This is a genomic window from Agrobacterium sp. 22-226-1, assembly GCF_053522345.1.
Window position 1 is genome coordinate 76,896 of sequence record NZ_JBNWCP010000002.1, and the last position, 23,135, is coordinate 100,030.

A 23,135-nucleotide genomic window follows, 5' to 3' on the forward strand; every position below is an offset into this window, starting at 1 on the left:
ATGGGTTTCGTAACAACCAGAGACGGCACTGAGATTTTCTACAAGGACTGGGGCCCGAAGGATGCCCAGCCGATCGTTTTCCACCATGGCTGGCCGCTGTCGTCCGATGACTGGGATGCGCAGATGCTGTTCTTCGTTTCCAAGGGTTTTCGCGTCGTCGCCCATGACCGCCGTGGCCACGGCCGTTCCGCCCAGGTCGCCGACGGTCATGACATGGATCATTACGCCGCCGACGCCTTTGCCGTCGTCGAAGCGCTGGATCTGAAGAACGCCGTTCATATCGGCCATTCCACCGGCGGTGGCGAAGTCGCCCGTTATGTCGCAAAACATGGCGAACCCGCCGGCCGTGTCGCCAAGGCGGTTCTCGTTTCCGCCGTGCCGCCGATCATGGTCAAGACCGAAGCCAATCCCGAAGGTCTGCCGATGGAGGTTTTCGACGGCTTCCGCTCAGCCCTTGCCGCAAACCGTGCGCAGTTCTTCCGCGATGTCCCGGCCGGTCCGTTCTACGGCTTCAACCGCGATGGTGCGACCGTTCATGAAGGCGTTATCCAGAACTGGTGGCGTCAGGGCATGATGGGCGGCGCAAAGGCCCATTACGATGGCATCAAGGCCTTCTCGGAAACCGACCAGACCGAAGACCTGAAGAATATCGGCGTACCGACGCTGGTGTTGCATGGTGAAGACGACCAGATCGTGCCGATTGCCGACTCCGCCCTGAAATCGGTGAAGCTGTTGAAAAACGGCACGCTGAAGACCTATCCCGGCTTCTCGCACGGCATGTTGACCGTGAATGCCGATGTGCTGAACGCCGATCTTCTGGCCTTCATCAAGGGCTGATCCTTCTGCAAAATCAAAATGCGGCCGAGCGTTCGGCCGCATTTTGCGTTTCGCATCAGGCCATGTGGCCTCGCCAGGCGGTGCGATATGTCGCCGGTCGGGTGCATACTCACGCGAAACCGACTACTGCGCCCGATCCCGTGATGCTTCCCAATCCAAGTCGGGTCGACGACAATGCTCCAAACCATCGATCATCGCCCGTTTGGGTGACTCTGGACAGCAGTGGACTACCAAAATGGGCGATAGGTCGTTCGCGTGACAATTTCGGGGCCTTCGGCTATGTTACGTGGTCTACGAGCATTCACTGACGCAATCAATTTGCGGCCAGCCTTTGCCCGCCAACGAAGCGATTTGGGGGGAATGCGATGACACAGCTCGATGAAACAAAACTACATTCTTTCATTGGTAAAATGCTGGGTGACCTTGGAGGCGCCTTCAGCGTTCCAACCGTCAGGATCGGCTTGCGACTGGGCCTGTTCGATACGCTGGATCGCGTTGGACCGGCAACCTCTTCAAGCCTGGCAGCAGCTTCTGGCGGCCTGTCGGAGCGATACGTGAGGGAGTGGGCGCTGGCACAGGCAGCGAACGGGTACATCGACTACGACAGCGGTTCCGGGATGTTCAGCCTCTCACCCGAGCAGGCGATGGTATTCGTCAACAAGGACAGTCCCGTCTATCTGGAAGGCGCTTTCGATCTGGTGGCTGCTATGATCGAGGGAGAGCCGAAGGTTGAGCACAGTTTCCGAACTGGCGGCGGGGTGCGATGGGGAGACACCGCAGGTTGCCTTTTCTGCGCAACGGGCGCGTTCTTTCGGCCGGGATATGTGAACAATATCGTGCAATCGTGGTTGCCTGCCCTTCCGGGCGTGGAGGACAAATTGATGAAGGGGGCCAAGGTGGCGGATGTCGGCTGTGGCGTCGGCTTCTCGACAATTCTCATGGCCGAGGCATATCGCAACGCCAGCTTCATCGGCTATGACTTCCACGAGCCATCCATAGAAGAGGCGAACAAACATGCCCGAAGCCATGGAGTGGACGACCGGGTGAAGTTTGTCGCAGCGACGGCCAAGGACATCCAGGATACGGATTTCGATCTGATCACCAGTTACGACTGTGTGCACGATATGGGTGATCCCCGCGGGTGTGCCGGGCATATGTCCCGTATTCTCAAACAGGACGGCACCTGGATGATCGTCGAGCCGATTGCGGGCGACCGCCCGGCTGACAACATGAATCCTGTCGGCCGCCTCTACTACAATGCGTCAACTATGATCTGCGTGCCAACATCACTTGATCAGGAGGTGGGTGAAGCATTGGGAGCACAAGCCGGGGAAGCCAAGCTTTCTGAAGTCATCAGCTCGGGTGGCTTTACCCATGTCAGACGGGCCTTTACGGGGCCTTTCAACATGGTGCTGGAAGCGCGACGTTAGGATGTGCCGCAGGCGGAAAACGCGCGGCATCAAATGGGTCCCAATGTATTGGGAAGCGAATACGACGTACCGGACTTGGCCTTCTCGGCCCAGCAAACAGGAATAATAACGCTATCGGCGACAGCTTAGACGAACAAGCCGTCTGCGATCGCGAAGCCGCTTTTTTGCAAATCGCTCAGTGTGGTGTCGAGGAACTGGATAGAACCGCCATCCGGCGTCGCGACCAACAGTTCATTTGCCGAAACCACCGTTACGGCCGCGAGCAAAGCGGCCTTGGACACGAAAAGATCGCTGGTGAATACCAGAGTGTCGTCGGCGCGCAACTGATGCACGATATCGGCGCCGTGACCGCTGCCGAACCAGAACGTATCAGCACCCGCTCCGCCCTTCATTTGGTCATTGCCGGTTCCACCATAAAGTATGTCGTTGCCCTCATTGCCCTCCATCGTGTCGTTGCCGGAACCGCCAACGAGAATGTCATCGCCGAGCCTGCCCTTGATGACATCGTTGCCGCCCCTGCCCTCGATGATATCATTGCCGGCCAGGCCGGATATCGTTTCGCCCGCTTCTGTCCCGACGATGGTTGGGGTTCCATATCCCGGACCGCCGCTGGCCGGCGCGCCCTTGACCGTCAGGGACAGCGTCGCCGTCGCCATCGCACCTTGGCTGTCCCGGATTGTGTAGCGAAAGATGTCCGTGAGGCTGGAGGTTTCCGACAGGCCTGCAACTGAAGGATTGGTCTCGTTTATGTCGTAACTCCAGCTCCCGTCCGCTTTCAGAAGAAGCGTTCCGAAGCTGCCGGCAATTGTGCTTCCCGCGCCCGTGATGTTGACTGCTGCGCCGGTGCCGCTGGCAGACAGGACCGTCAATGCGTCACCGGTATCGACGTCGCTATCATTGCCGAGAACGGTTCCTGTCGCATTGGTCGCGCCTGCCGTCGCTGTCGCTGCATCGTCAGCGGCGACCGGTGCGTGGTTCGCTTCCTTGATGGTGAACACCAGACTGGCCGTCGATTGCAGACCGGTCTCGTCGCGAATGGTGTAGCTGAAGGTCTCTGTCAGCGTCGAGCCGCCCGAAAGGCCGGAAACCGCCGGGTTGGAAACATTCGGAACGTAACTGTACGTGCCGTCGGAATCGATGACCAGCAGGCCGTAAGTACCCGCCAATTGTGTATCGTTTCCGGTGACGGCAACACTCGACGAGCCATGCACCACGCGGGTCACCGCCATGAAATCGCCGGCATCGGGATCCGTGTCATTGGCGACGACGTTGCCTGTCGCGCTGGCGTTGACCGACACGATGCCGGTGTCGCTGACCGCCGCCGGCGCGTCGTTGCTGCCTGCAATCGTGATCGAGAGGCTCGCCTTGGCGGTTCCGCCGCGACCATCCGAAACGGTATATTCGAAACTCTCGACGAGATTGTCGAAATAGAGCGCGTTGACGACCGGATTGGTCGCAGATGGCGTAAAGTTATAGTCACCATTGGCGGCAATCGTCAGCGCACCGTAACTGGTCTGAATGGTTTGCGACGCGCCCAGCGAATAGGTCACGCCCTTGATCACGATCGAGGCGACGGACAGGGTGTCGCCGTCGCTATCCTGATCGTTGGCGAGCAGGTTGCCGGAAACCGTGTTGCCCGGGCCGTCTTCCGAAACGGATCTGACCTCGCCTGTCGCGGACGGCGCGGTATTGGCAGGCCCAGACGAAACCGGCGGCGTGACGACGAATTGCGCCGCCTTCACGCTCGACGTGGTAATCCCGCTGAGCGTCGCAACCGTTGCGAAGGCGCCGGTTCCGGCGGCACCATCCACGTCCACCTCGACGAGGGTATCCGCGCCCGACTGTGAAAGGCGGATATAGCCCGCCGCAAATGCGCTCGCCCCCGTGGTTCCGGTCGGCATTGCCAGAATGCCGGAGAGATCGAGGAAGTCATCGGATCGAAAATCGGAAACGATATCGCCTATCTCGCTCATGCTGCTGATAACGAAGGTATCCGCACCCGCACCACCTTTCAGCGTATCGACACCCGCACCACCGTCAAGCCGGTCGTTGCCCTCGTTACCTTCCAGATAGTCGTTACCGTCGCCACCAAAGAGGATGTCGTCTCCGATAAGCCCTTTGATCGTATCGTTACCACCCAGGCCGGCAATCACGTCTGCGCCTGCCGTGCCGCGCAGCGTATCAGCTCCTGCCGTTCCGCTGATCGTCGGTTGGGGCTCACCACCTATGGAGGAGGCGCGAATTGAAACTGTCAGCGATGCCGGGGACTGAAGACCTGCGCTGTCGCGGACGGTGTAGTTGAAGACTTCCGATAACGATGCGGAGCCGGAAAGCGCTGCAACGGCAGCATTGCTCTGGTTCGGTTGATAGACCCAGCTTCCATCGCTTTTCAGGATCAGGGATCCGTAACTGCCGACAATGGTGGTTCCGCCGGCCGTCACGCTCTGCATCGCCCCGCCGGCGGCGCTGCCGGAAAGCACGGAAAGCACGTCGCCGGTATCCGGATCGAGATCGTTGGTCAGAAGACTGCCGTTGCCCGAAACGGTTTTGACGATCGAGGCGGTATCGGCAACCGCCGTCGGCGCATCATTCAGACCGGTGATCGTCACCGTGACGACCGCGCTGGCTGTTCCACCGCGCCCGTCGGAAATTCGATAGGTGAGATTGTCCTCGGCGGTCTGCCCGGCCGCGATGGCGTTGGTGGCGGCGAGGGTTGGGTCCACCTTGTAGTAATAGCTGCCACTCGGACTGATATAAAACGTGCCGTATTTGCCGGCAACGGCGGTTTCCGCTGCCTGAATGGCGGAAGCCTTAGAACCATGGGTTGCCTGCGTCACCCGCAGGACATCACCATCCACATCGCTGTCATTGGCAAGCAGATTAAACGTGCTGCTGACCGTCGTCCGGTTCTCGGTCACGGTAATGTGGCTGTCGGCAACGGCAACAGGAGCGGTGTCGCCGGGCTCCATCACCTCATCCGGGTCCGGCGAAGGACGCGGCCCTGAAATTGTGCCGGTCAGCCCTTCCGTATAGGCGATGTAATTGGCAAGCCGGCCTCCAACCACTTCGTAGGATTCGTTGTCCGTATGGACCTGATCCTTCAGCGGCAGATCTTCGGTGATCGAACCGATATAGATGTCGTCGCGACTGGCCGCGATTTCGCGTTGCGCCTCGCGAACGATATCCTGCCCTCCGTTCCAGCGGGCATCAGAACCCGTATAGGCCGTATCGGCAACCTCCTGTATGAAAACCGGCGCGGCTGGATCGGTCTGGGCGCGAATATAGTCCAGCACCTCGACCGTCGCTTCCTTATAGGTCTCAACGTCGCTCGTACCGTCCATGATGCGCTTGGCATCCGCCTCGCCCTGCGCCCAGACAATTTTCAGTTCGACCGTGTAGCCTTGCGCCTCAAGGGCGGCAACCGTGGCATTGATGCCCTGGATCGCAGCCAGTGCCAGTGCTCCGGGCGTGTTCGTGTCGGGATACCACCAAAGAAGATCTGCGCCCGGCGCATCGGCCGCATTGCCATCGACGCCGCTCGCCCCCTTGGCAAAATCCTGAACCACCACATTGTCGGCGGTCGTAAATTTCGATGATGTTCCCGTGCCCTGGATCGTTGTTTTCAGCGTGGACGCCGAAACACCGCCGGCAATGCCGAGATAGGACGAAAGCTCGGCCGCAAGAACCGAAGCGCCGGAATCATCGTCCCCATAGAGGTTGAACATGTTGTCGGCGTTGGATTGCCCCATAAACGCAATAAACTGGATAGCTGCCATGGTCCCCTCCGGGCAAACACCTTTTCGCTAACTGATTGCCTTGTCTGATGCCGGGCGGAAATGATTTCTCTTGTCCCGGCTCAGTCCTCCCTGAAAACATGATTGAGTTGATCCGTCAGCGGTTTGACGAGATAGGAGATCACGCGCCGCTCCGCCGCCGGCATCAACACATCCGTTGGCATTCCCGGATAGAGTTTCAGGTTTCCCAACCCTTCCAGGCTCTCTGTGTCAGGCCTGATCCGCACCGCGTAAAACGGCTGTCCCGTTCCTTGGTCGGTCAGCACATCCGGCGAAACGGACACAACCTCACCCTTCACCATTGGTGTCGTCGTGCGGTCGAAAGCGCTAAAGTGCAACTGCGCCTTTTGACCCAGCGTCACCTGATCGATATTGCGCGGCGAAATTTTCGCCTCCACGATCAGGCCAGCGCCACGTGGCGCGACCAGCATCAACGTCTCTCCTGGTTGAACGATGCCCCCGACAGTGTGAAGCTGCAGTTCGAAAATGCGACCACTGACAGGAGAACGGATATCCAATCGGCCAAACTGCTCTCTCACGTCGACACGTCGCGCTTCCATTTCGGTGATCTTCGCTTCGGTTTCCGCCAGTTCCTTGGCATTTTCCCCGCGGCGGTTTTCATCGAGCTGAAGTATTTGCAGCTCCACCTCGCTGATGCGCCCCTCGGCCTGGGCTCTCGACGCCAGTCGTTCACCAAGGTTGCCCTGCAACTCGGCGCGGCGCTGTTTGAGCGACGTCAGGCGCTGCAGCGTGACAAGCTGTTGCCGGTACAATCCGTCGACAGAGGCAAACTCCTCATCGACCGCCGCAATCGACGCGTTCACGGCCTCGATCTGGACGTTTTCACCCTCGATCTCGTCTGCAAGCTGGCCCTTGCGTTCGGCGAGCTGGCGCTTCATGCCTTCAATACCGTCTCCTCGCGTTTCAAGAAGGTTTTGCTCCAATGCAACGAGCTGGCGATAGGCAGGCCTGGTGAGCTGCTTCTGCTCGAGAAAATCCGCTTCGACAGTTCTTGTGCCGGCAAGCTCCGCTCTCAGGCGCGCAGCGCGTACCAGAGACTGCACCAGCGCATTTTCAATAATTGCCAGATTGGCCTCGACAGTCGTTCGGCTAAGACGCAGCAAGACATCCCCCGCCGCAACCTCACTGCCCTCATGCACCAGGAGTTCGGACACTGTGCCGCCGCTGAGATGCTGTATTTTTTTGACGTCGTTCTCAATGACGATGAAGCCCTGGCCGCTGACGGCCCCTGCCAGCTTCGTCGTTGCCGCCCAGCCGCCGACACCACCGAAAAGGGCAAGACCCAGCCCGATAACAACGGCGGTGTGTCGCCGCAGGGAACGGCGCCAGAAGGCGATGGAAAGCTCATCGCTCATCGCGATACCTCCAGCTTTCCGGTTGCCCCGACAACCTTCAATATCTTTGCCGAGCGCGTAACCGGTTTGCGAAGGACCTGCCCCATGATCGCCTCACGCGGGCCGAAGGCTGCCATTTTGCCTTCTTTCATCACCAGAATCTTGTCCGCTTGTGCAAGAATGCCGGGTCTGTGGGTAATGACGACGGCAATGCCTGCGCGCATCTTGATGCCGTCGATGGCGCGAGACAAAGCCTCTTCCCCCTCAGCGTCGAGATTGGCGTTCGGCTCATCGAGAACGACAAGGAACGGCTGGCCGAAAAGCGCACGTGCCAGCGCGATACGCTGCCGCTGACCGGCTGAAAGTATAGGAAACTGCGGATCGATCAGGGTGTCGTAGCCATCCGGCAGCTGCAAAATCAGATCGTGCACGCCTGCCGTTTTCGCTGCGTCAATGACCTCTGTCGAGAGAATGTTCTTACGAAATCGGGCGATGTTCTGGGCAACGGTTCCTCCAAACAGCCCCACCTCCTGCGGAAGATAACCCATATGGCTGCCAAGCCGGTCAACGTCCCATTGGTCCATCGTCGCCCCGTCGAAACGCAACGTCCCGGAACTGACGGGCCAGATACCGAGAAGCAAGCGGGCAAGCACCGTCTTGCCTGATCCGCTATGTCCGATCACCCCGAGAACCGTTCCCGCCTCCAGCGAAAACACGATCTCCGATACGAGGGGTTTTTCGGCTTCCGGTGGACCTCCCGCCATGGCTTCCACCGTAATGGTGCGGGATGGCAGCGGCAACTCCGACCGGGTTTCCCGCTCCTTCTCTGCCGCAACGATAGCCTCGAGGCGGAGCCAGCTATGTCTTGCTGCGGCAAAACCTGTCCAGTGCACAATAGCCGCCTCAACCGGCGCAAGCGCCCGCGACGTCAAGATCGAGGACGCCAGGATGATACCGCCGGACGCATCGCCCCTTATCACAAGAATGGCCCCAACCGCCAGAACGGCAGATTGCAGGGCAAGCCGGAGAATTTTCGTTAGTGTCGCGTAAGTATTGGCCACATCGGCATTGCTGATGCCGAACAGCCGGAATGCCGCATTGTGGGCAGCCCACCTTTCCGCCACATCGCCAGTCATGCCCATGGCCGTCAGCGCCCCGAAATTCAATCTGACGGAATCGGAAAAGCCTCTGCGGTTTGCTGTCAGCACCGCGAGATCGCGTTGAGACTGCCGCAGACTGACATGCGCGAGTGCGGTCAAAACCATCAGCAACAGGACGCCTGCCAGCGCCACGAAACCGATGACGGGATGAAGCAGAAAACAGATTGCCAGATAGACGGGCAGCCAGGGAAGATCGAAAAGTGCCGATGGCCCCGGCCCGGAGAGAAAACCGCGCACCATATCCAGATCGTCACTTGTCGGAACGATTGCCTGTTTGCCGCACAGCAGCAACGATCGCCGAAAAAGGACACGATCGAGAGTGACTTCGAACAAGGCGGCGAGACGCGACAACATGCGACTTCTGACGATTTCAAAAGCACCCTGACAGACGAACAGCATGCCCGCCAGCAGACACAGTGCAATCAGCGACCCGATGCTGCCGCTTGGGATGATGCGGTCATAGACCTGCAACATGAAAAACGGGCTCGTCAGATACAGCAGATTGATGAAACCGCTCACAACGGCAACGACTGCCAACCCGCTCCTGCACCGGCCAAAAGCCTGATGCAGGAGCGAGGCGCGGGCGTGTCCCCCACCCGTTTTACAATCAAACGCGCCGTCTTTCGGCATACTCATTCGCCTGCTGCTGTTATTGCAAAAAATCTGCGTTACCCCGCGTGCCGCAAAGCCTCGTCAATTGGCGGCATGGGGCTCGTCATGGAGGGTGCTTTCCGGCACCATATTGAGATCGAACGCTGACACGTCTGCCTCGACGGGAATGAGGTCGAGAACCGTGTCTGCGGTAAAACTCTGCGGCGCGATGGCCAAATTCCGTCCGGAACTGCGCTGCCGGGTGACGACGATGGTGGTTTCCCTGGCCGTGCCGTTATAAAGAGACAAAATCTCGCCTTCTGTCAGCGAAAGGCTGGCCATCGGCACCAGATGGCGAACGAAACCACTGAGGATGATGTCGATCTTGCCGGCCGATACGGCCCAGTTCTCCCAATAGCCATCGGGAATGCGCAGCGCGATCGTCGCGTTGCTGCGCAACGTCACCGTGAATACCGACAGTTCGCCCTCATCGCTCAGCAGCCGGACCTTTCCCCAGCCATATAGTTGTTCTCGCGTGGCGCGCGATTCCGGCATCTTGTTCAGCTTGATAAGATTGACGGCATCCTTGACCCTCTGCGCCATCGACATCGTCGTCACGAGGACGGCATCTTCGTCATCGATTACGATCATGTCCTCCAGCCCGATAAGGACGACCTTTCTGCCACCGCGTGCATAAGCGAGGGTGTTGCTGGAGCCGATTGACAGCACCGGCCCGGAAAGGGAGTTGCCGTCGGAATCCTTGTTGCGGGCGATCTCATGCAGGGCCGAAAGAGACCCGATGTCGGACCAGCCGATGCCTTCGCACCGCACCACGGCACCGCGTGACGTGCGCTCCATGATCGCCGTGTCGATTGGAACATCTGGTGGCGAAGCCCCAAACGCCGAAGCTTCCAGCATGACCGCGTGTATGTCATCGAACATGTCGATGGCGGCATTTTCAAACGCCTCTTCGGCCGCCTGTAGTGTTTCCGGCGCATGACGCGCCAGCTCTTCCAGCATCACACCGGCCCGGAACATGAATATGCCGGCGTTCCAGCAAAAACCCTCTTCCACATAACGCCTGGCATTTTCAAGGGACGGTTTTTCCAGAAAATCGCCGGCGCCGATGGCGTATCCCCTGACTTCCCCGTCTATTTCGATTGCGTCGCCCGGGCGGATGTAACCAAAGCCGGTTTCAGGATGCTCAGGCTGGATACCGAAGGTCACGATACGGTCGGCAAAACGTGCGATCGGCAGAGCGTCCGCGACAATCCGGTTGAAGATTTCGGGTTCTGCAATGATATGATCCGAAGGGGCGACGAGAAGAACGGCGTTGCTTCCCGCCGCATCGATCCGCGAGATGGTGACAGTCAGCGCGGCAATCGCCGCGGCCGTTCCCTGCATTGATGGTTCGACAATAAGTCCGTCGACGGAAAATCCGCCGCTGGCGACCTGCTCTTCCGCATGAACCAATGTGTCGCGTGCACACATCAGCCACGGCAGACTATATCCGGGTACGGCAAAACGGCGCAGCGCCTGCTGGAAAAAACTGTCATGCCCGTCGCCGCCCAGCGTAAGAAACTGCTTCGGTTTGTTCGAGCGGGACAGAGGCCAAAGCCGGGTTCCGGACCCACCGATCATGATGGCGGGAACGATCCGGGTGTTCTCGCCTGCAACAGCGGACAAATCCTGACGCATAGGAAACCCTCACAGAACCATAAAATATATTTTCATAAAAAATCGGCGCTGTGGCCGCCTCACCAACAAAGCCCGTGATAGACGACGTTACCGCTACGGTTTGGCACCTCGACACGCGCAAGATCCACCACCACGAGTGGTCTGCCAGCCGCTTCGATCGCCCCGGTCAGACCCGCATATTTGTGGCCGACCACCAGAATATCAGCGTTTTCGATGACATCAGTGATCGACGCCCGGACACGAGGCGCAATATGGCGCAGATAGGTACGGCCTTCGCTCTCATCCCTCACAACGTTTGGGTCAAAGATCGACACTTCTTTGCCGTTGCCGATAAAATTTTCGACAAGGCTCAGCATCGGGCTTTCGCGCATGTCGTCGGTGTCGGTCTTGAATGTGATGCCGATGAAGCCGATGCGATCCTTGCGCGCATCGGAGATGAGCTGTTTCGCGCGATCGATCTGCACCAGGTTTGCCGCCTTTGCGGCGTCAAGCATCGGTGTTGCAACGTTCATTCGCCGTCCGAAACCCGACAGGGCCCGTAAATCCTTGGGAAGGCACGAGCCGCCATAGGCAAACCCCGGTTTCATATAGGCCTTGGAAATATTCAGGCGGGTATCCGCGCACACGACATCCATGACCACATGGCTGTCTATGTCCTTGGCCTTGCAGAGATTGCCAATCTCGTTGGCGAAGCTGATCTTTACCGCATGCCAGCAGTTGTTGACGTATTTGACAATCTCGGCGCTCCGCAACGGAATAACATGGGGAACGACGCTAATATGGGCGACCATGGCCTTAAGAACGTCGATAGAGCGCGTATCATTGCCATACTGACCAAACACGATGGCGCCAGGCCTGTAATAATCCGCAATCGCCGTGCTCTCGCGCAGGAATTCGGGATAATAGGCGACACCGAAATCCACTCCGGCGATTTTACCGGACGCCTCCTCGAGCGCCGGTATGACAACCTCCTCCATCGTTCCGGGGAGGATAGTGGAGCGCATGACGACAACGTGGAATTCACTTTTGTTGCGCAAGGCCCTGCCGATCTCCAAAGAGACCTGACGTACGTAGTCCGTATTGAGTGTACCGTCGAGAAGGCTGGGAGTACCCACGCAGCAAAGCGACACATTGGTCATCTCGACCGCCTCTGCCGCCGAGGTTGTTGCGGTCAACATGCCGTTGAGGTTGGCTTTCTCCAGAAACTCGGCGAGGTCAGGTTCAATGATCGGCGCTTCGCCACGGGCAAGGCAGGAAACCTTGAAGCTATCCGTATCGACCGCCACGACGCGGAAACCGTCGTTGCTTAGACAGGCGGCCGATACGCAGCCGACATAGCCTGCCCCGAAAACACTGACCCTAAGCCCCATTGCACTGACGTTAATATCAATTTTGGTCATGTTAACCCCTGAAAGCAACTAAGAAAATACTTGAACAACCACGGGAAAATTCTGCAAATTCATTTACACGCACCACCGGATCGAGCAGGATGGAGCGATCAAAAAGCAATGCTGGATCAGGTTCAACAGAACCCGTTGGCAAAACGAAACTTATATTTTATGCGAAATTCTTTCGCCGAGCGAAAAAAATCAAGCGGCAACAAGCCTCACAAAACATGACAACATATTCATATTACAGCATAAAATTCGAACATCATCGAAAACAGCCATGCTGGCGAAATTTCAAATAAACATATATGAACACAAAACCGATGGCAAAAAACGAATGATGCGACCTTGCCAGCTTCGCTATTAATTACAAAAACATTAAATATGAATATACTATATAGTCAACAAATTTTTAACGAAAAATACCGAATAATTACGAAATTCTATAATATTCGCAAATATTTACCGGCACGTTTCTTACGCGCATCAATCAATCCGCCTCATTAACCGGGCGTTTCCTTCAATCTGCTTCAATGGCCGCTCTCCTTGTCGGGAAGTGAACCATGTTGCGTTTTGCGTTGATTACCTTTTCTGCCTCCTTTCTGTTCAGCTTGCCTATGCTGGGCGTGGGCAGCGATTCAGGCTCGAATGAAGCCGCACATGAAATCCTCAAACCGACCACGTCGCCTGCACACCCGCCGACCGTTCAGGTGAAACTGGAAAGATCCGACAGCGCGACGATTGCGAACGGCAAGAAGGAAACGGACGTGAGTTGCGGCGTGGCGGCTTCCAAAATCGAAACCCCGCCGCGAAAAATTGCCACAAGCTCGAAATATCTTTTCCGAGACGCAACCGAGGGCGAACGGCAGGAGGCCTCCCATATCGCCGTTTTCAAACCGATCTGGCGTTCTATTCTCGAGCTGGAAAACATTGAGACGCGCTTTGGAGCTGAATGCGCCATGCGTGTTCTTCACCAATGGGCCACGTCCAACGCCCTGATCGACGCGATCACACCCGACGCCAAACTGACCCGCGCTCGCGTTCTTGCAGAAATATCCGGTCTCATCGCCGCCTGGGGTGGTGCAGGCGATCTCGACAGACAACCCATAATGGATTGGCTGAGCATCATGGCAGACGACACCATGGTGTTTTTCGACGTCGAGGCCGGCCCGAGAAGCGCCCGCAACAACCATCGCTATTGGGCAGCACTTGCCCTTGCCACAGTCGGCAGCCTGACGGGAGACCAGAACAAGATCGACTGGGCTCGCCGGTCTTATCGGATCGGCGTGTGCCAGGTCACCGAAGACGGCACCTTGCCGCTTGAAATGCAGAGGGGAGCGCTTGCGCGCAACTACCATCTCTACGCTTTTCGTCCGCTGGCCGGCACTTTCGTCACGTTCCGCAAGATCGGTCAACCACTCGATAACATTTGTTCCGGCTCTCTCGAGCGACTGGCCAAAGCTGCGTTGAACGGTGTCGATGACGCCACGCTGTTCGAAGCCGCGACCATGAAACAGCAAACCAAGCCGCCGCGTGAAGACAGCTACCCTGCCCATCTGAGGCTGGATGCGCTTAAACGCGACCTCCAGCAGGGATGACACCGGCAACACCATCATCATCTACCTCGCCATGCCGTCCAGCGAGATGAGCGCGGATCGCGCCAGAAGGTAGCCACCATCGGCCGATTGGGTCAGCCAATATTTGGCCTGTCCGATATCCTTGACGACGCCGGTCGCCTGCGCATACATCAGGCCGAGCAGGTATTGCGCCTCGCTGTCCCCCTGCGTTGCAGCCAGTTTTCGATAGGCGGCTGCCTTTTCAAACGACCGGCTCGTGCCACGCCCCACGAAATAGGCTTCGGAGACGGCACGAATGGCCTCCATGTCCCCCCGGTCGGCATAGGGTTCGAGAATCTGCAAAATTCGCTCATGCATGGTCGCCGGCACGCCCGAACGGTTCAACGCCTTGGCAAGGAAAGGCACGGCTTTTTCATCGCCCGCCTTGGCAGCCTCGGCAAACATGTCCACGCCCTTGCGGATTTCGGCCGGGTCATTGCTGTTCCACAGAGCGCGGGCGATCTTGCCGTCCTCAGAAATAGGACCGCCCTTCGGCGCTGCGGCGATGATTGCCTGCGCCTTTTCCCGTGCCGCCGCGCTGAACCGGTCGTCGGAAAGTTTCGTGGCGGCGGAAAGGCTTCGCTCGGGCGAGAGATCGATCGCCGCAAGCAGGAGCTTCTCGGCGCGTGCCGTTGCCTCCGCGTCGGCGCTTTGCATCAGCAGGGACGCGGTTTCGACATAACGGGCGCCGCGCCGCACCGGCTGCAACTTGTCCAGCAAGGCAATCGCTTCATTCACATCCCGGGTGACGCCGCGCCCTTCCAGCAAGGCAAGCGACGTCTCCTCAATGCCGCGGAGATTGCCCACCAGCGCTGCCCACCTGTACCATTTGTAAGCAAGGGCATCGTTTTTGGAAACATCAATGCCGAGCTGTTGCATGCGCGCCCAGGCGATGACGCAGCTGGAAGACCCGCGCATGGCCTCCTTCGCCAGGAGGTTCATCACCTTGCGGGCATTGGCGCCAAAAGAATAGTCGTTGTTGACGATGCCTTTGGCGAGCAGGCGCACCGCCTCACGGTTCCTTGGGGCCGCCGATATCAGAAGGGAAAAACCGAGGTCAGGATTGCGAAGGTCACGGCGGGATTCGTTCAGGGCAGCCGCTGCGATTTCCAGCTGCCTGGCGAGAGGAAGCTTTTTTGCCACTTCCAGCGAAGGCGGGCGCGCTACCGGCAGAGCCTGCGGGCTTTCGGCAACCGTCGCCCGCGCCTTCGGAACAGGCACAGTGCTCTTACCGGCAGCATGAGCCGCGATCGTCGCAATCGGCAAAACCGTAACCAGGGTGAAAATGACTAAAAGTTTCATCGAACGGTCCTTTCTCCATCATCCGTAAATCGCGACGGAGGTTTTGCTATTGAGTGATGGTTGCGGCTTTACCCAGCCACCGTTCCGCTTCCTCCGGATCGGAGGGGACGCCGTAACCAATCTGCAGTGCAATGGCGTAGGGTTCGAAAGCCTGGCGGTAACCGGAAATCGCCGCCCGCGCGAGCCAGCCCGTGCTGTCCGTGGCCGAAAGTGGGAAACCACTGGTGCCGGTCGCAAAAGCGTCGGCGACCGTCACCATGGCAGCGCCGTCGCCGCTTTCGGCAGCTTTGATCATCCAGACCCTCGCCTTCTGCGCATAGGCCGCATCCTCTTTCGCCAATGTTGAAAGAACGCGCGCCAAAGCCTGAATGGCATTGCCGGACCCTGCTTTCGCGGCATCTTCAAGTGCCGGCAAGGCTTCCGCGACCATTGACGGATTTGTCGACGCCTTCGGCGCCTCGTCGCCCACCAGCTGCTCGACGAGCGTCTTCAAAGCTCCGTCGTCTCCGGCGCGAACGGCAGCAAGCAACCAGCGCGTCGCTTGCCGCGGATCGGCGTGAAGCGGCAGGAGGTACATGCGACCGGCTTCGCGCATGGCTTCGACCTTGCCCGCCTCCGCGGCCTTGACCATCGTCGCAAGCGCCAGTTCGGGGTTGGCAACGCCGCGTTTGTCGTCGTTGAGCAGGTTTGCGAGGTGATAGAGCGTGCTGGCGTCGTCCGTTTCGGAAGCAATCGCACGGTCGACCAGGCTGCGGGTCTGTGTGGCGTAATCGGCATCCCGCGATATGGCATCGGCCAGCGCAACCTCGTCTTTGGCGCTGCAGAGCGGTTGCTTCAGGGCCAGGTCGAACATGGCGCGGCGCGATCTCTGGTCGCCCGCACGGTCGGCTGTTTTCAGCATCGCGCGGATATCGCCGTCATCAACGGCCTGCCTCAACCACAGATCCGCTGCCCTGCCGCCACCGGTCTTTGTGTCCACGCCGAGATCGGCAAGCTGGATCATCGAAGCCGTGTGTCCCAGACGTGCAGCTTCGACAAGAAGCTTGATGCCTTCCTCGGGTTGAGGTGTGAAACCTGCCGCCCCCTTCAGATAAAGCTTGGCAAGATCATAGCGCACCGAGGTGTCACCGCTCGACAATCCATCTCTGAGAAGTTCGACGGCCGCCTTCACGTTCGCCTTGTCGGCATTTTCCGATGAAAGCTGCAATCGCGCCAGCAGAACCAGCGCCTGGCCGCGTTCCTGACCGGCCGCCAAGGCCTTTTCGTACCATTGGCCAGCCTCACGGGTATCAACATCCGTGCCGATGCCGTCACGATAGGCCAGCGACAGGAGAACCATCGCCCGCCGATCCCCAAGTGCCGCCGCCCGACGAATATTGCGGAAATACATCAGCTTTCCATCGTCACCGGATTGCTCGGCCAGCGCCTCTCTGCCGACGGCGATCAGGCTGGGGCGGTTACCGGCGGCAGCGGCTCGTTCCTGCCAGCGCCGCCCTATTTCCACGTTGCGTTCGACACCGATACCGCAGCTATAGGCGTCTGCCAGTGTGGCCATCGCTTCGCTCAAGCCGTTATTGGCGGCGCGCCGCAAGATCGCGACCGGGTTGACGCTTTTTGAAATATTGTGCGTGCTGTCGACCATCAGCTGGTAAAGTTCAAGAGCGGCCGTATCGGACCCCAGAGCAACCGCACGCGTCAGATATTCCACGGCCTTTTCCGTGTTGCGCGCCGTTCCCGTGCCACTGGCATAAGCACTGCCCAGCTGCTTCAGAATATCCGTATCAACGACAGGATTGCGCGCGGCCTGTTCGAGATAGCCCACCATGGCGGGATAGTCGGGTTTGCCGCCAAAATCTCCATGGGAGATCTGCGCCAGAAGTTCCAAAGCGCGCACGTTTCCGCGCTGCGCCTCCTGTTTAAGCACCAGTGTCGCCTTTGGAAGTGCGTCCTTGAGATCGAGATTTGCCAGCAACAGGCGCGCAAGCGAAATGCGGCTACCCGGGTGTCCTTTCGCAGTAGCGGTTTCCAGCAGTTCCACCGCCTTGTTGCGATCCACCGGAACGCCGTCGCCGATCACGTAACGCTGTGACAGACGTTCGATCGCAACGAAATTTCCGGCCTTTGCGGCAGCCATTAGCCACCTGGCGGAAAGCTGGGGATTGTAAAGGCCGAATTCTTCATTGGCATAGATGCCGGAGAACAGGTTGAGAACGTCGCACTCCCCCGCGCCGAGCGAATGGCTGAGTCTGTCGATCGCCTGATTGAAAAGAAGCTGAGGCGCATTCTCCGACGGCGCCAGATCCGGATTGTTGCGATATAGACGCGCCAGCAACAGAGCCGCATCCGGATCACCGTTTTGCGCACCCATCTTCAGGTATTTTTCGCCTTTCAACTTGTCCTGCGGCACGACTTCGCCGGTGGCATAAAGGCGCCCCAGGAAGGTCGCGCCTTCCATGAAGCCACGCGCTATCGCCTCATCCTGAAGTGCAAGACCCCGGCCAAGATCCGGCGATCCCGACGTCGCGTCGAACATCAGGCGACCCAAGGTGTGCGAGGCGCGGCCAGCCAGTTCATAATTGGCGCTTTTCAGATATTCGAGCATGCGGCGCGCAAGCACCCTGTCACGCGGGGCATTGCCGGTTCCGCCGATATAAGCCTGCGCATCCAGCAGCATATCGTCCAGATTGCCGGAAACCGGCCCGCCGTCCCACTTCCTCCAGTCGAAGGAAAGATTGCGCTGTTGTTCCCTGACCTTGCAGATCGGCGCGTAGTCGAAATCAGGACTGGGCATCAGGCCGTCCTGCAACGGCAAGGTCGTCTGCGCCTGCACCGGCTGCACCGCAAACACCAGCGCGACAAACAACAGGCTGGCGCCAAACCCGGTCTTTTCCCGCCGACCGAAGAGGAAGGGCGCCACGCTCTTGAATGTTGTCATGTACCTGACCCCTCTCATCTTTCTGCTCCCTCTCAGGCTTTCGCCGAAACGGATGTGAGAACGATATCGTTCGGCCCGCTGCCAAGAACGAAGATGGATGTCACCGAACGGCGTTTCAGCGTCGTTTTTTCGAAAGTCCTGGCAATCGCCCCTGAAATCTCGACGTTCAGATCGATTGCAACCGCATTGACCTCGATAGAGACGCCGCTCATCGGCGCGACGGCCTTGATGACGGGCGAGCGTTTGGCGAGCGCCGTCAGTGAAACCGGCATTGTCGTGAGGTTGTAGAGCGCAAGCGCACATTTCGCCGGGTCGGAGGTAAATACATCCGCAACAACGACCGGCTCTTTTGTGTTCGCGCCCGCGAGAACCGTCAGATATTGGCCCTGCCCCACCGAAAGCGGCGTGGACTGACCTTTGACCAGCAGGGTGTAGTCTCCGGGCGCTCTGGCGACATAGTCGGAAATCCCGCCTGCAGATATCTTGAACGGTTTTTCGCCAATAGTCGCTGTTGCAACGGCCGACGGATCGGTCGCGGCAATGCGGATGAAGCTCCAGTCTTTCGGAACATCCGCATCATAGATGCCGGCATCGTCACCAGCCGCAAAAACGGACTGGTTTGCCGCCATCACACCCGCAAAAGCGGTTACCAGGCGAACGAACCGGCGTCGATTTATTTTGAAGGCAATCTCGTCCGAAAACATCTGCTTCAGCCCTGCTTCTTGATGAATTGATCGGGAACGCGGCACAGACGAGCGGTAACCGTGGTGTCGCCGAAGTTTCCGTTGACGGACACGCCCGTAATCGGCGTCGGAAACTCGTCGTTCAACATCAGGTAAAACGTGCCATCATCGACGAAACGGGGAAAGCCGCCCAGCGTCAGCGTATCCTCATCGCCATCGCGATACCGCACGGTGACAGTCATCTGGTTCAGCCCAGCCTGGGAGGCGGCGAACTCCAGATAGGCGTCGCCATATGGCTCCCCCTTGAGGTCTGCGGCGGCAAGCAACACCGTCTCGCCGTCAATTTTCTTCGGCTGAGAGTTCGCGATACTGCCTTTACCCTCGCAGGAGCCATAGACTGCCGCCAGCAGTTGGCGCGATGCCTGAAACATCGTCTGGTCCACTGCGTAATAGGATGGCGCCTCCCAGACGATCAGCGGGGCCGGTTTTTCGTGAAAGCCTTTGGAAAACACGAGAGTCGCCAGAGATGAAATGAACTGCGCGCCGTTTTCCGCATAGTTCGTAATGTCGAGACCGGTTTCCTGCGCGAGAAATCCCGCAAAGTTGAATTCAGGCGTTGCACTGAAAGAGGAGCCGACAAGAGCAACCGGCGGTGAGGTTTCCGTCGCATTTCCCAGAAGATCGCTGGCATCATCCGCCGATCGCGTTGTCTGCCAGAGAGTTTCTTTCTCGGGCTCCACCGCACTGCCGCACAATGCCTGAATTTCGTGACCCATCGGCGCGATGTAGTCGAGACTTCCGACGGCCTTGGTCTCGAAATTGTACGTCGACAGGGATGGATATCCAGCGAGCTTCTTTATCGTTTCCGCCGTCGCGGAAGCAACCAGATGCGCGCCGGATGATGTCCAGTGATGATCTCGAGCAAAGAAGAAATTGCCCCTTGCCTGATGATCGTCAATCGCCTTGAGAACATCGACCGTCGTGATGCCGTTCTTTTGCAACTGCGCGACATAGTGACGGAACTCCTGTTCCGCGACGGGGGCGTTGTAGCGCGCCTGTATCTCGTCGCTATCGTCGAGTTTCGCACGTTGCACGATGCCGCGGGACGGCAGCGGCAGGAAAACAAGTTCCGTTCCCTTGACCCGCAACGCATCGGAAATGGCGCGCAGGGAGGCCATCGTTTCCGACGTTCTGACGAAGAACTCCTCAAAATCCGTATTGGTGCGGAAAAACACCCCATCGAGCCCTTCGGCCAGATTGAATTCCGTTTTTTTGTTGCCGATATCAGGGCAGTCCTTGCCTGCAAGGGCTGGCGTTGCGGCGAAAACGAACAAGGCACTCATGAAGCTGAGGGCAAACCGGCTCACCTCACCTGTACCGCTCAGATGGTGAACCTCAAGGCTCTTCGTTTTCATCGACCACCTCCATCCTGGGTATCTCGAAATGGGAATCAGCCGCCATTTTCATGAGAATCTTGTTGGCCTGATTGTGCTTGAGCACCTGTGCGCGCCTCAGCCAGAGGAGCCCCTCTGCCTGGAGAGCCTGCGAACTGTCTGTGCGAAGGACGAGCGCCGTCTGAAACATGGCGGAGGGATTGTTGGCGGCGGCGGCTCGGGCCAGCCATTCATTCGCCTTTTCCACGTTCCGTTCGACGCCTTGACCCGACCTGTACGCCTCATAGAGCCGATACATGGCGAGCGGACCTTCTTCCGTGCGTGTCGCCGCGGCTTTCTCCAACCAGCCAATCCCGGCCTCGCCATCATGCGGAACACCGAAGCCGGAGAGCAGGGACAACCCGACATCAATCATCGCTGCGGCGTCGCCGCGCTTTGCACCCTTGTAGTTGAAAACAAAAGCCGCTTCCGGATCGACAGGCGCGGCGAAACCGGAACTTTCCAGGGCCGCGAGATCGTGCCACGCGCGATCAAAACCGGCATCGGCCGCCGCCTGCAAATTCTCCTTTGCAAGATCCCTGTTCTGCGGCACTCCTGCACCCCAGAGATAGGCGAGACCGAGCTCGCGCTGCGCCGAACGGCTGCCAGCGTCGCTTGCGGTGCGCAGATAGTCGGCGGCGCGTTTCTTGTCGATGTCGACGCCAACACCATCGGCATACATGCGGGCAAGCTTGAGGTTGAGCGACGGGTTTTTCGGCTGCACGGCAAGTGCTCGATCGTAATAGGACAAGGCCCTGGACGGATCGACGGGTGTATGAACGCCATCCAGAAGGAGATCGGCCATCATGATCGTCGCTTCCACGTCGCCATTGGCGATCCCTTCTTCGAGAACACGCTGCGCCTCTTCAAAATTCCGTTCGCTTTTCCCTCCTTCGAGGTAGGTTGAAGCCAGCATGGCGGCCGCACCCGGATATCCCGCACCTGCCATCTCCCTGGCAAGGTTAGCGCCCCGCAGGCTCAACAGCGGATCTGTTGATTTCAGAAGGGTGCCGGCAAGCAGGAAACGATCGGCAGACGAGAGATCGGGAAGGTTGGCGGCAAGTTCCAGAAACTCTCTTGTCTTGCCGCTCTCTCCGCCTTCCAGCGACAGGATATCGAAGAGATCGATCGCGGCGGAGAAGCTCCCGGCGCGCGCCGCCGTTTCCAGAAGCGGAACGGCTTCCTCCGGACGGCCATTCGCTCTTAGAAAACGCGCCATCTCGACCGATGCCTCGACATCGCCCCTGTCGACCGCCCTCTGGAAAATCGCATGCGCCTTTTCAAACGCATCCGGACCGCCGACGCGCATGTGCAGATTTGCAAGTTCGATCAGACCATCGGTCCTGCCCCTTGCGGCCGATCTTTCCAGATACTCCGTCGCCTTGCCGACATCGAGCGGAACGACCTGCCCTTCCGCGTAAAGCTTGCCGAGCTTCAGCATAGCCGCATCGCTGCCCAGGGTATCGGCCTTCTCCAGCCACCCGATGGCGAAAATTCTGCGCTTCGGGTCTGAAGAAAGGAGAGCGGCATCTGCCAGCCTGTTCAGCACCCGAACCGAAGGTCGCACAGCAAGCGCTTTCGAATACCACGCCATCGCATCATCGATATCGGTCATCTGGCCGATCCCATGAAGACTGAAATCGCCCCTCAGCACGATTGCGTTGATGCTGCCGGCGGCGGCGGTGACGACAAGCCCGTTGCGTGCCGCTGTCAGACTTTCTTTCGTTCGCAACTCAGGCTTTTCGAGAAGCAATTGCGCTAAAAGGGCGGTGCCATCCTTGGACTGGCGCGCCAGCGTCAACCCATAGATATCCACGGCTCTTCGCGCATCGGCGATAACGCCATCCCCGTCACGGAACATCGTGCCAATCCGCAGAAGCGCATCCACATCGCGCGCCTCGCCATTCATGACCTGGGCGAACAGATCATCGGAAAGCTTCTTGCGGTTTTCCAACGTGTTCTGCAGCTGAACGGAGAAATAGAGGACGGCCTTGGCATCTTTGATGCCGGCAAGGCGCCGCATCCATTTATCGAAGGTCGCTTGATCGACATTGATGTCGCCGCTCTCGGTGAAGTCCTTGACCAGTTCCTGCGCCGCTTCGATATCGCCGGCTTCGGCCGCCCGGTTGAGATAATCTGCCGCCTCGGCGGGATTGAACAGGCCGGTTGCAGAATCCATCTGCAGGCGCGCAATCCAGAAGATCGATCGCTTATGCCCAAGCTCGCTGGCTTTGCGATACCATACGAGGGCCGCTTGCAACGCCTCATCGGAATTCGCATTTTCCCGGTAGTAGGTCGCAAGGTCATAAGCCGCGCGCTCATCGCCGGACGCCGCACGCCGCTGAAGCAGCCCGATGCCGAAGCGGGTCATCGACTGTGCTTCGGTCTCAGGCGTTCCAGCCAGAGCGGCCAATTCGAAAGCGGCCGCGCCATAACCGAGCCTCAGAGCCAGTTGCAGCCGGGCCTTCGCATCGGCAGCACCCAGCTGTCGCTCCACCATCGCCCGCCCGGCAATATAGGCCGCCTCTGCGATCCCTGCCCGGCCAGCCTCTTCCAGCAGAGACAAGGCCCGATTGATATCAAACGAACCGCCCTCTCCCGCAAGCAGCATCTTCGCCAGCGTCAATTTGGCTTCAGACTGGTGTGGGCCGGGGATCGTCAACGCCGCATCGAGAACCGTCCGTGCCTTGCCGAAGTCGGGCACGAGCAACGGATTTTGCGCATCGACCGGCACGCCCGCCCGCAGCAACCTTGCATAATCCAGCATGCCCTGACCGTCGCTCCGCTGCGAAAGCGCGATCGCGGCTTCTATAAGCCTGCCCGGCACCTGCGCATCAGCGGCAGACACTGGCAAGCCGTTCAAAACCGCGGACCCAGCAGCAAGAGCGAGGGTGAAAAGGTGACGCTTCATCA

13 protein-coding genes are annotated in these 23,135 nt (G+C 58.8%); 3 read left to right on the forward strand and 10 right to left on the reverse strand.

Features of this window, described 5'->3' with window-relative positions:
- Together ACQZ5K_RS03390 and ACQZ5K_RS03395 are read left to right on the forward strand one after the other, a co-directional pair.
- Complete coding sequence (locus ACQZ5K_RS03390) at window positions 1-837, forward strand: alpha/beta fold hydrolase (protein WP_448739673.1); 837 nt, start codon at window positions 1-3, stop codon at window positions 835-837.
- 365 nt (window positions 838-1,202) lie between these two features.
- Entirely contained in the window at window positions 1,203-2,267 is a 1,065-nt protein-coding gene (locus tag ACQZ5K_RS03395) for a class I SAM-dependent methyltransferase (protein ID WP_448739674.1), read from the forward strand.
- A gap of 125 nt (window positions 2,268-2,392) precedes the next feature.
- Here ACQZ5K_RS03395 and ACQZ5K_RS03400 read toward each other — a convergent pair whose 3' ends face one another.
- The 5 genes from ACQZ5K_RS03400 to ACQZ5K_RS03420 all read right to left on the reverse strand — a co-directional run bounded on the left by ACQZ5K_RS03400 (window position 2,393) and on the right by ACQZ5K_RS03420 (window position 12,265).
- Window positions 2,393-6,043, reverse strand: coding sequence for an Ig-like domain-containing protein (locus ACQZ5K_RS03400; protein ID WP_448739675.1), 3,651 nt, complete (start codon window positions 6,041-6,043; stop codon window positions 2,393-2,395).
- 80 nt (window positions 6,044-6,123) lie between these two features.
- Window positions 6,124-7,437, reverse strand: a complete 1,314-nt coding sequence (locus ACQZ5K_RS03405; protein WP_137004470.1) for an HlyD family type I secretion periplasmic adaptor subunit — start codon at window positions 7,435-7,437, stop codon at window positions 6,124-6,126.
- The gene (locus ACQZ5K_RS03410; protein ID WP_448739853.1) at window positions 7,434-9,206 is read right to left on the reverse strand and encodes a type I secretion system permease/ATPase; all 1,773 of its coding nucleotides are present in this window, start codon (window positions 9,204-9,206) and stop codon (window positions 7,434-7,436) included. Before ACQZ5K_RS03410 ends, ACQZ5K_RS03405 begins: the two co-directional genes overlap by 4 nt.
- 63 nt (window positions 9,207-9,269) lie before the next feature.
- Window positions 9,270-10,865: a mannose-1-phosphate guanylyltransferase gene (locus ACQZ5K_RS03415; protein ID WP_448739676.1), complete on the reverse strand. Its 1,596-nt coding sequence runs from the start codon at window positions 10,863-10,865 to the stop codon at window positions 9,270-9,272.
- 59 nt (window positions 10,866-10,924) lie between these two features.
- Entirely contained in the window at window positions 10,925-12,265 is a 1,341-nt protein-coding gene (locus ACQZ5K_RS03420) for a nucleotide sugar dehydrogenase (protein WP_111791987.1), read from the reverse strand.
- 551 nt (window positions 12,266-12,816) lie between these two features.
- Here ACQZ5K_RS03420 and ACQZ5K_RS03425 point away from each other — a divergent pair.
- On the forward strand, window positions 12,817-13,851 hold the full coding sequence (locus ACQZ5K_RS03425; protein ID WP_448739677.1) for an alginate lyase family protein: 1,035 nt from the start codon (window positions 12,817-12,819) through the stop codon (window positions 13,849-13,851).
- A 21-nt stretch (window positions 13,852-13,872) separates the two neighbouring features.
- Here ACQZ5K_RS03425 and ACQZ5K_RS03430 read toward each other — a convergent pair whose 3' ends face one another.
- The 5 genes from ACQZ5K_RS03430 to ACQZ5K_RS03450 form a co-directional block, all read right to left on the reverse strand.
- Entirely contained in the window at window positions 13,873-15,171 is a 1,299-nt protein-coding gene (locus ACQZ5K_RS03430) for a tetratricopeptide repeat protein (RefSeq protein WP_448739678.1), read from the reverse strand.
- A 46-nt stretch (window positions 15,172-15,217) separates the two neighbouring features.
- The gene (locus tag ACQZ5K_RS03435) at window positions 15,218-18,106 is read right to left on the reverse strand and encodes a tetratricopeptide repeat protein (RefSeq protein ID WP_448739679.1); all 2,889 of its coding nucleotides are present in this window, start codon (window positions 18,104-18,106) and stop codon (window positions 15,218-15,220) included.
- 32 nt (window positions 18,107-18,138) lie between these two features.
- Window positions 18,139-18,735: an alginate O-acetyltransferase AlgF gene (locus tag ACQZ5K_RS03440; protein ID WP_162690353.1), complete on the reverse strand. Its 597-nt coding sequence runs from the start codon at window positions 18,733-18,735 to the stop codon at window positions 18,139-18,141.
- A gap of 80 nt (window positions 18,736-18,815) precedes the next feature.
- Window positions 18,816-20,204, reverse strand: coding sequence for an alginate O-acetyltransferase (locus ACQZ5K_RS03445; RefSeq protein WP_448739680.1), 1,389 nt, complete (start codon window positions 20,202-20,204; stop codon window positions 18,816-18,818).
- Window positions 20,185-23,133: a tetratricopeptide repeat protein gene (locus ACQZ5K_RS03450; RefSeq protein ID WP_448739681.1), complete on the reverse strand. Its 2,949-nt coding sequence runs from the start codon at window positions 23,131-23,133 to the stop codon at window positions 20,185-20,187. The genes ACQZ5K_RS03445 and ACQZ5K_RS03450 overlap by 20 nt, the downstream gene beginning before the upstream one ends.
- Window positions 23,134-23,135 lie beyond the last annotated feature (2 nt).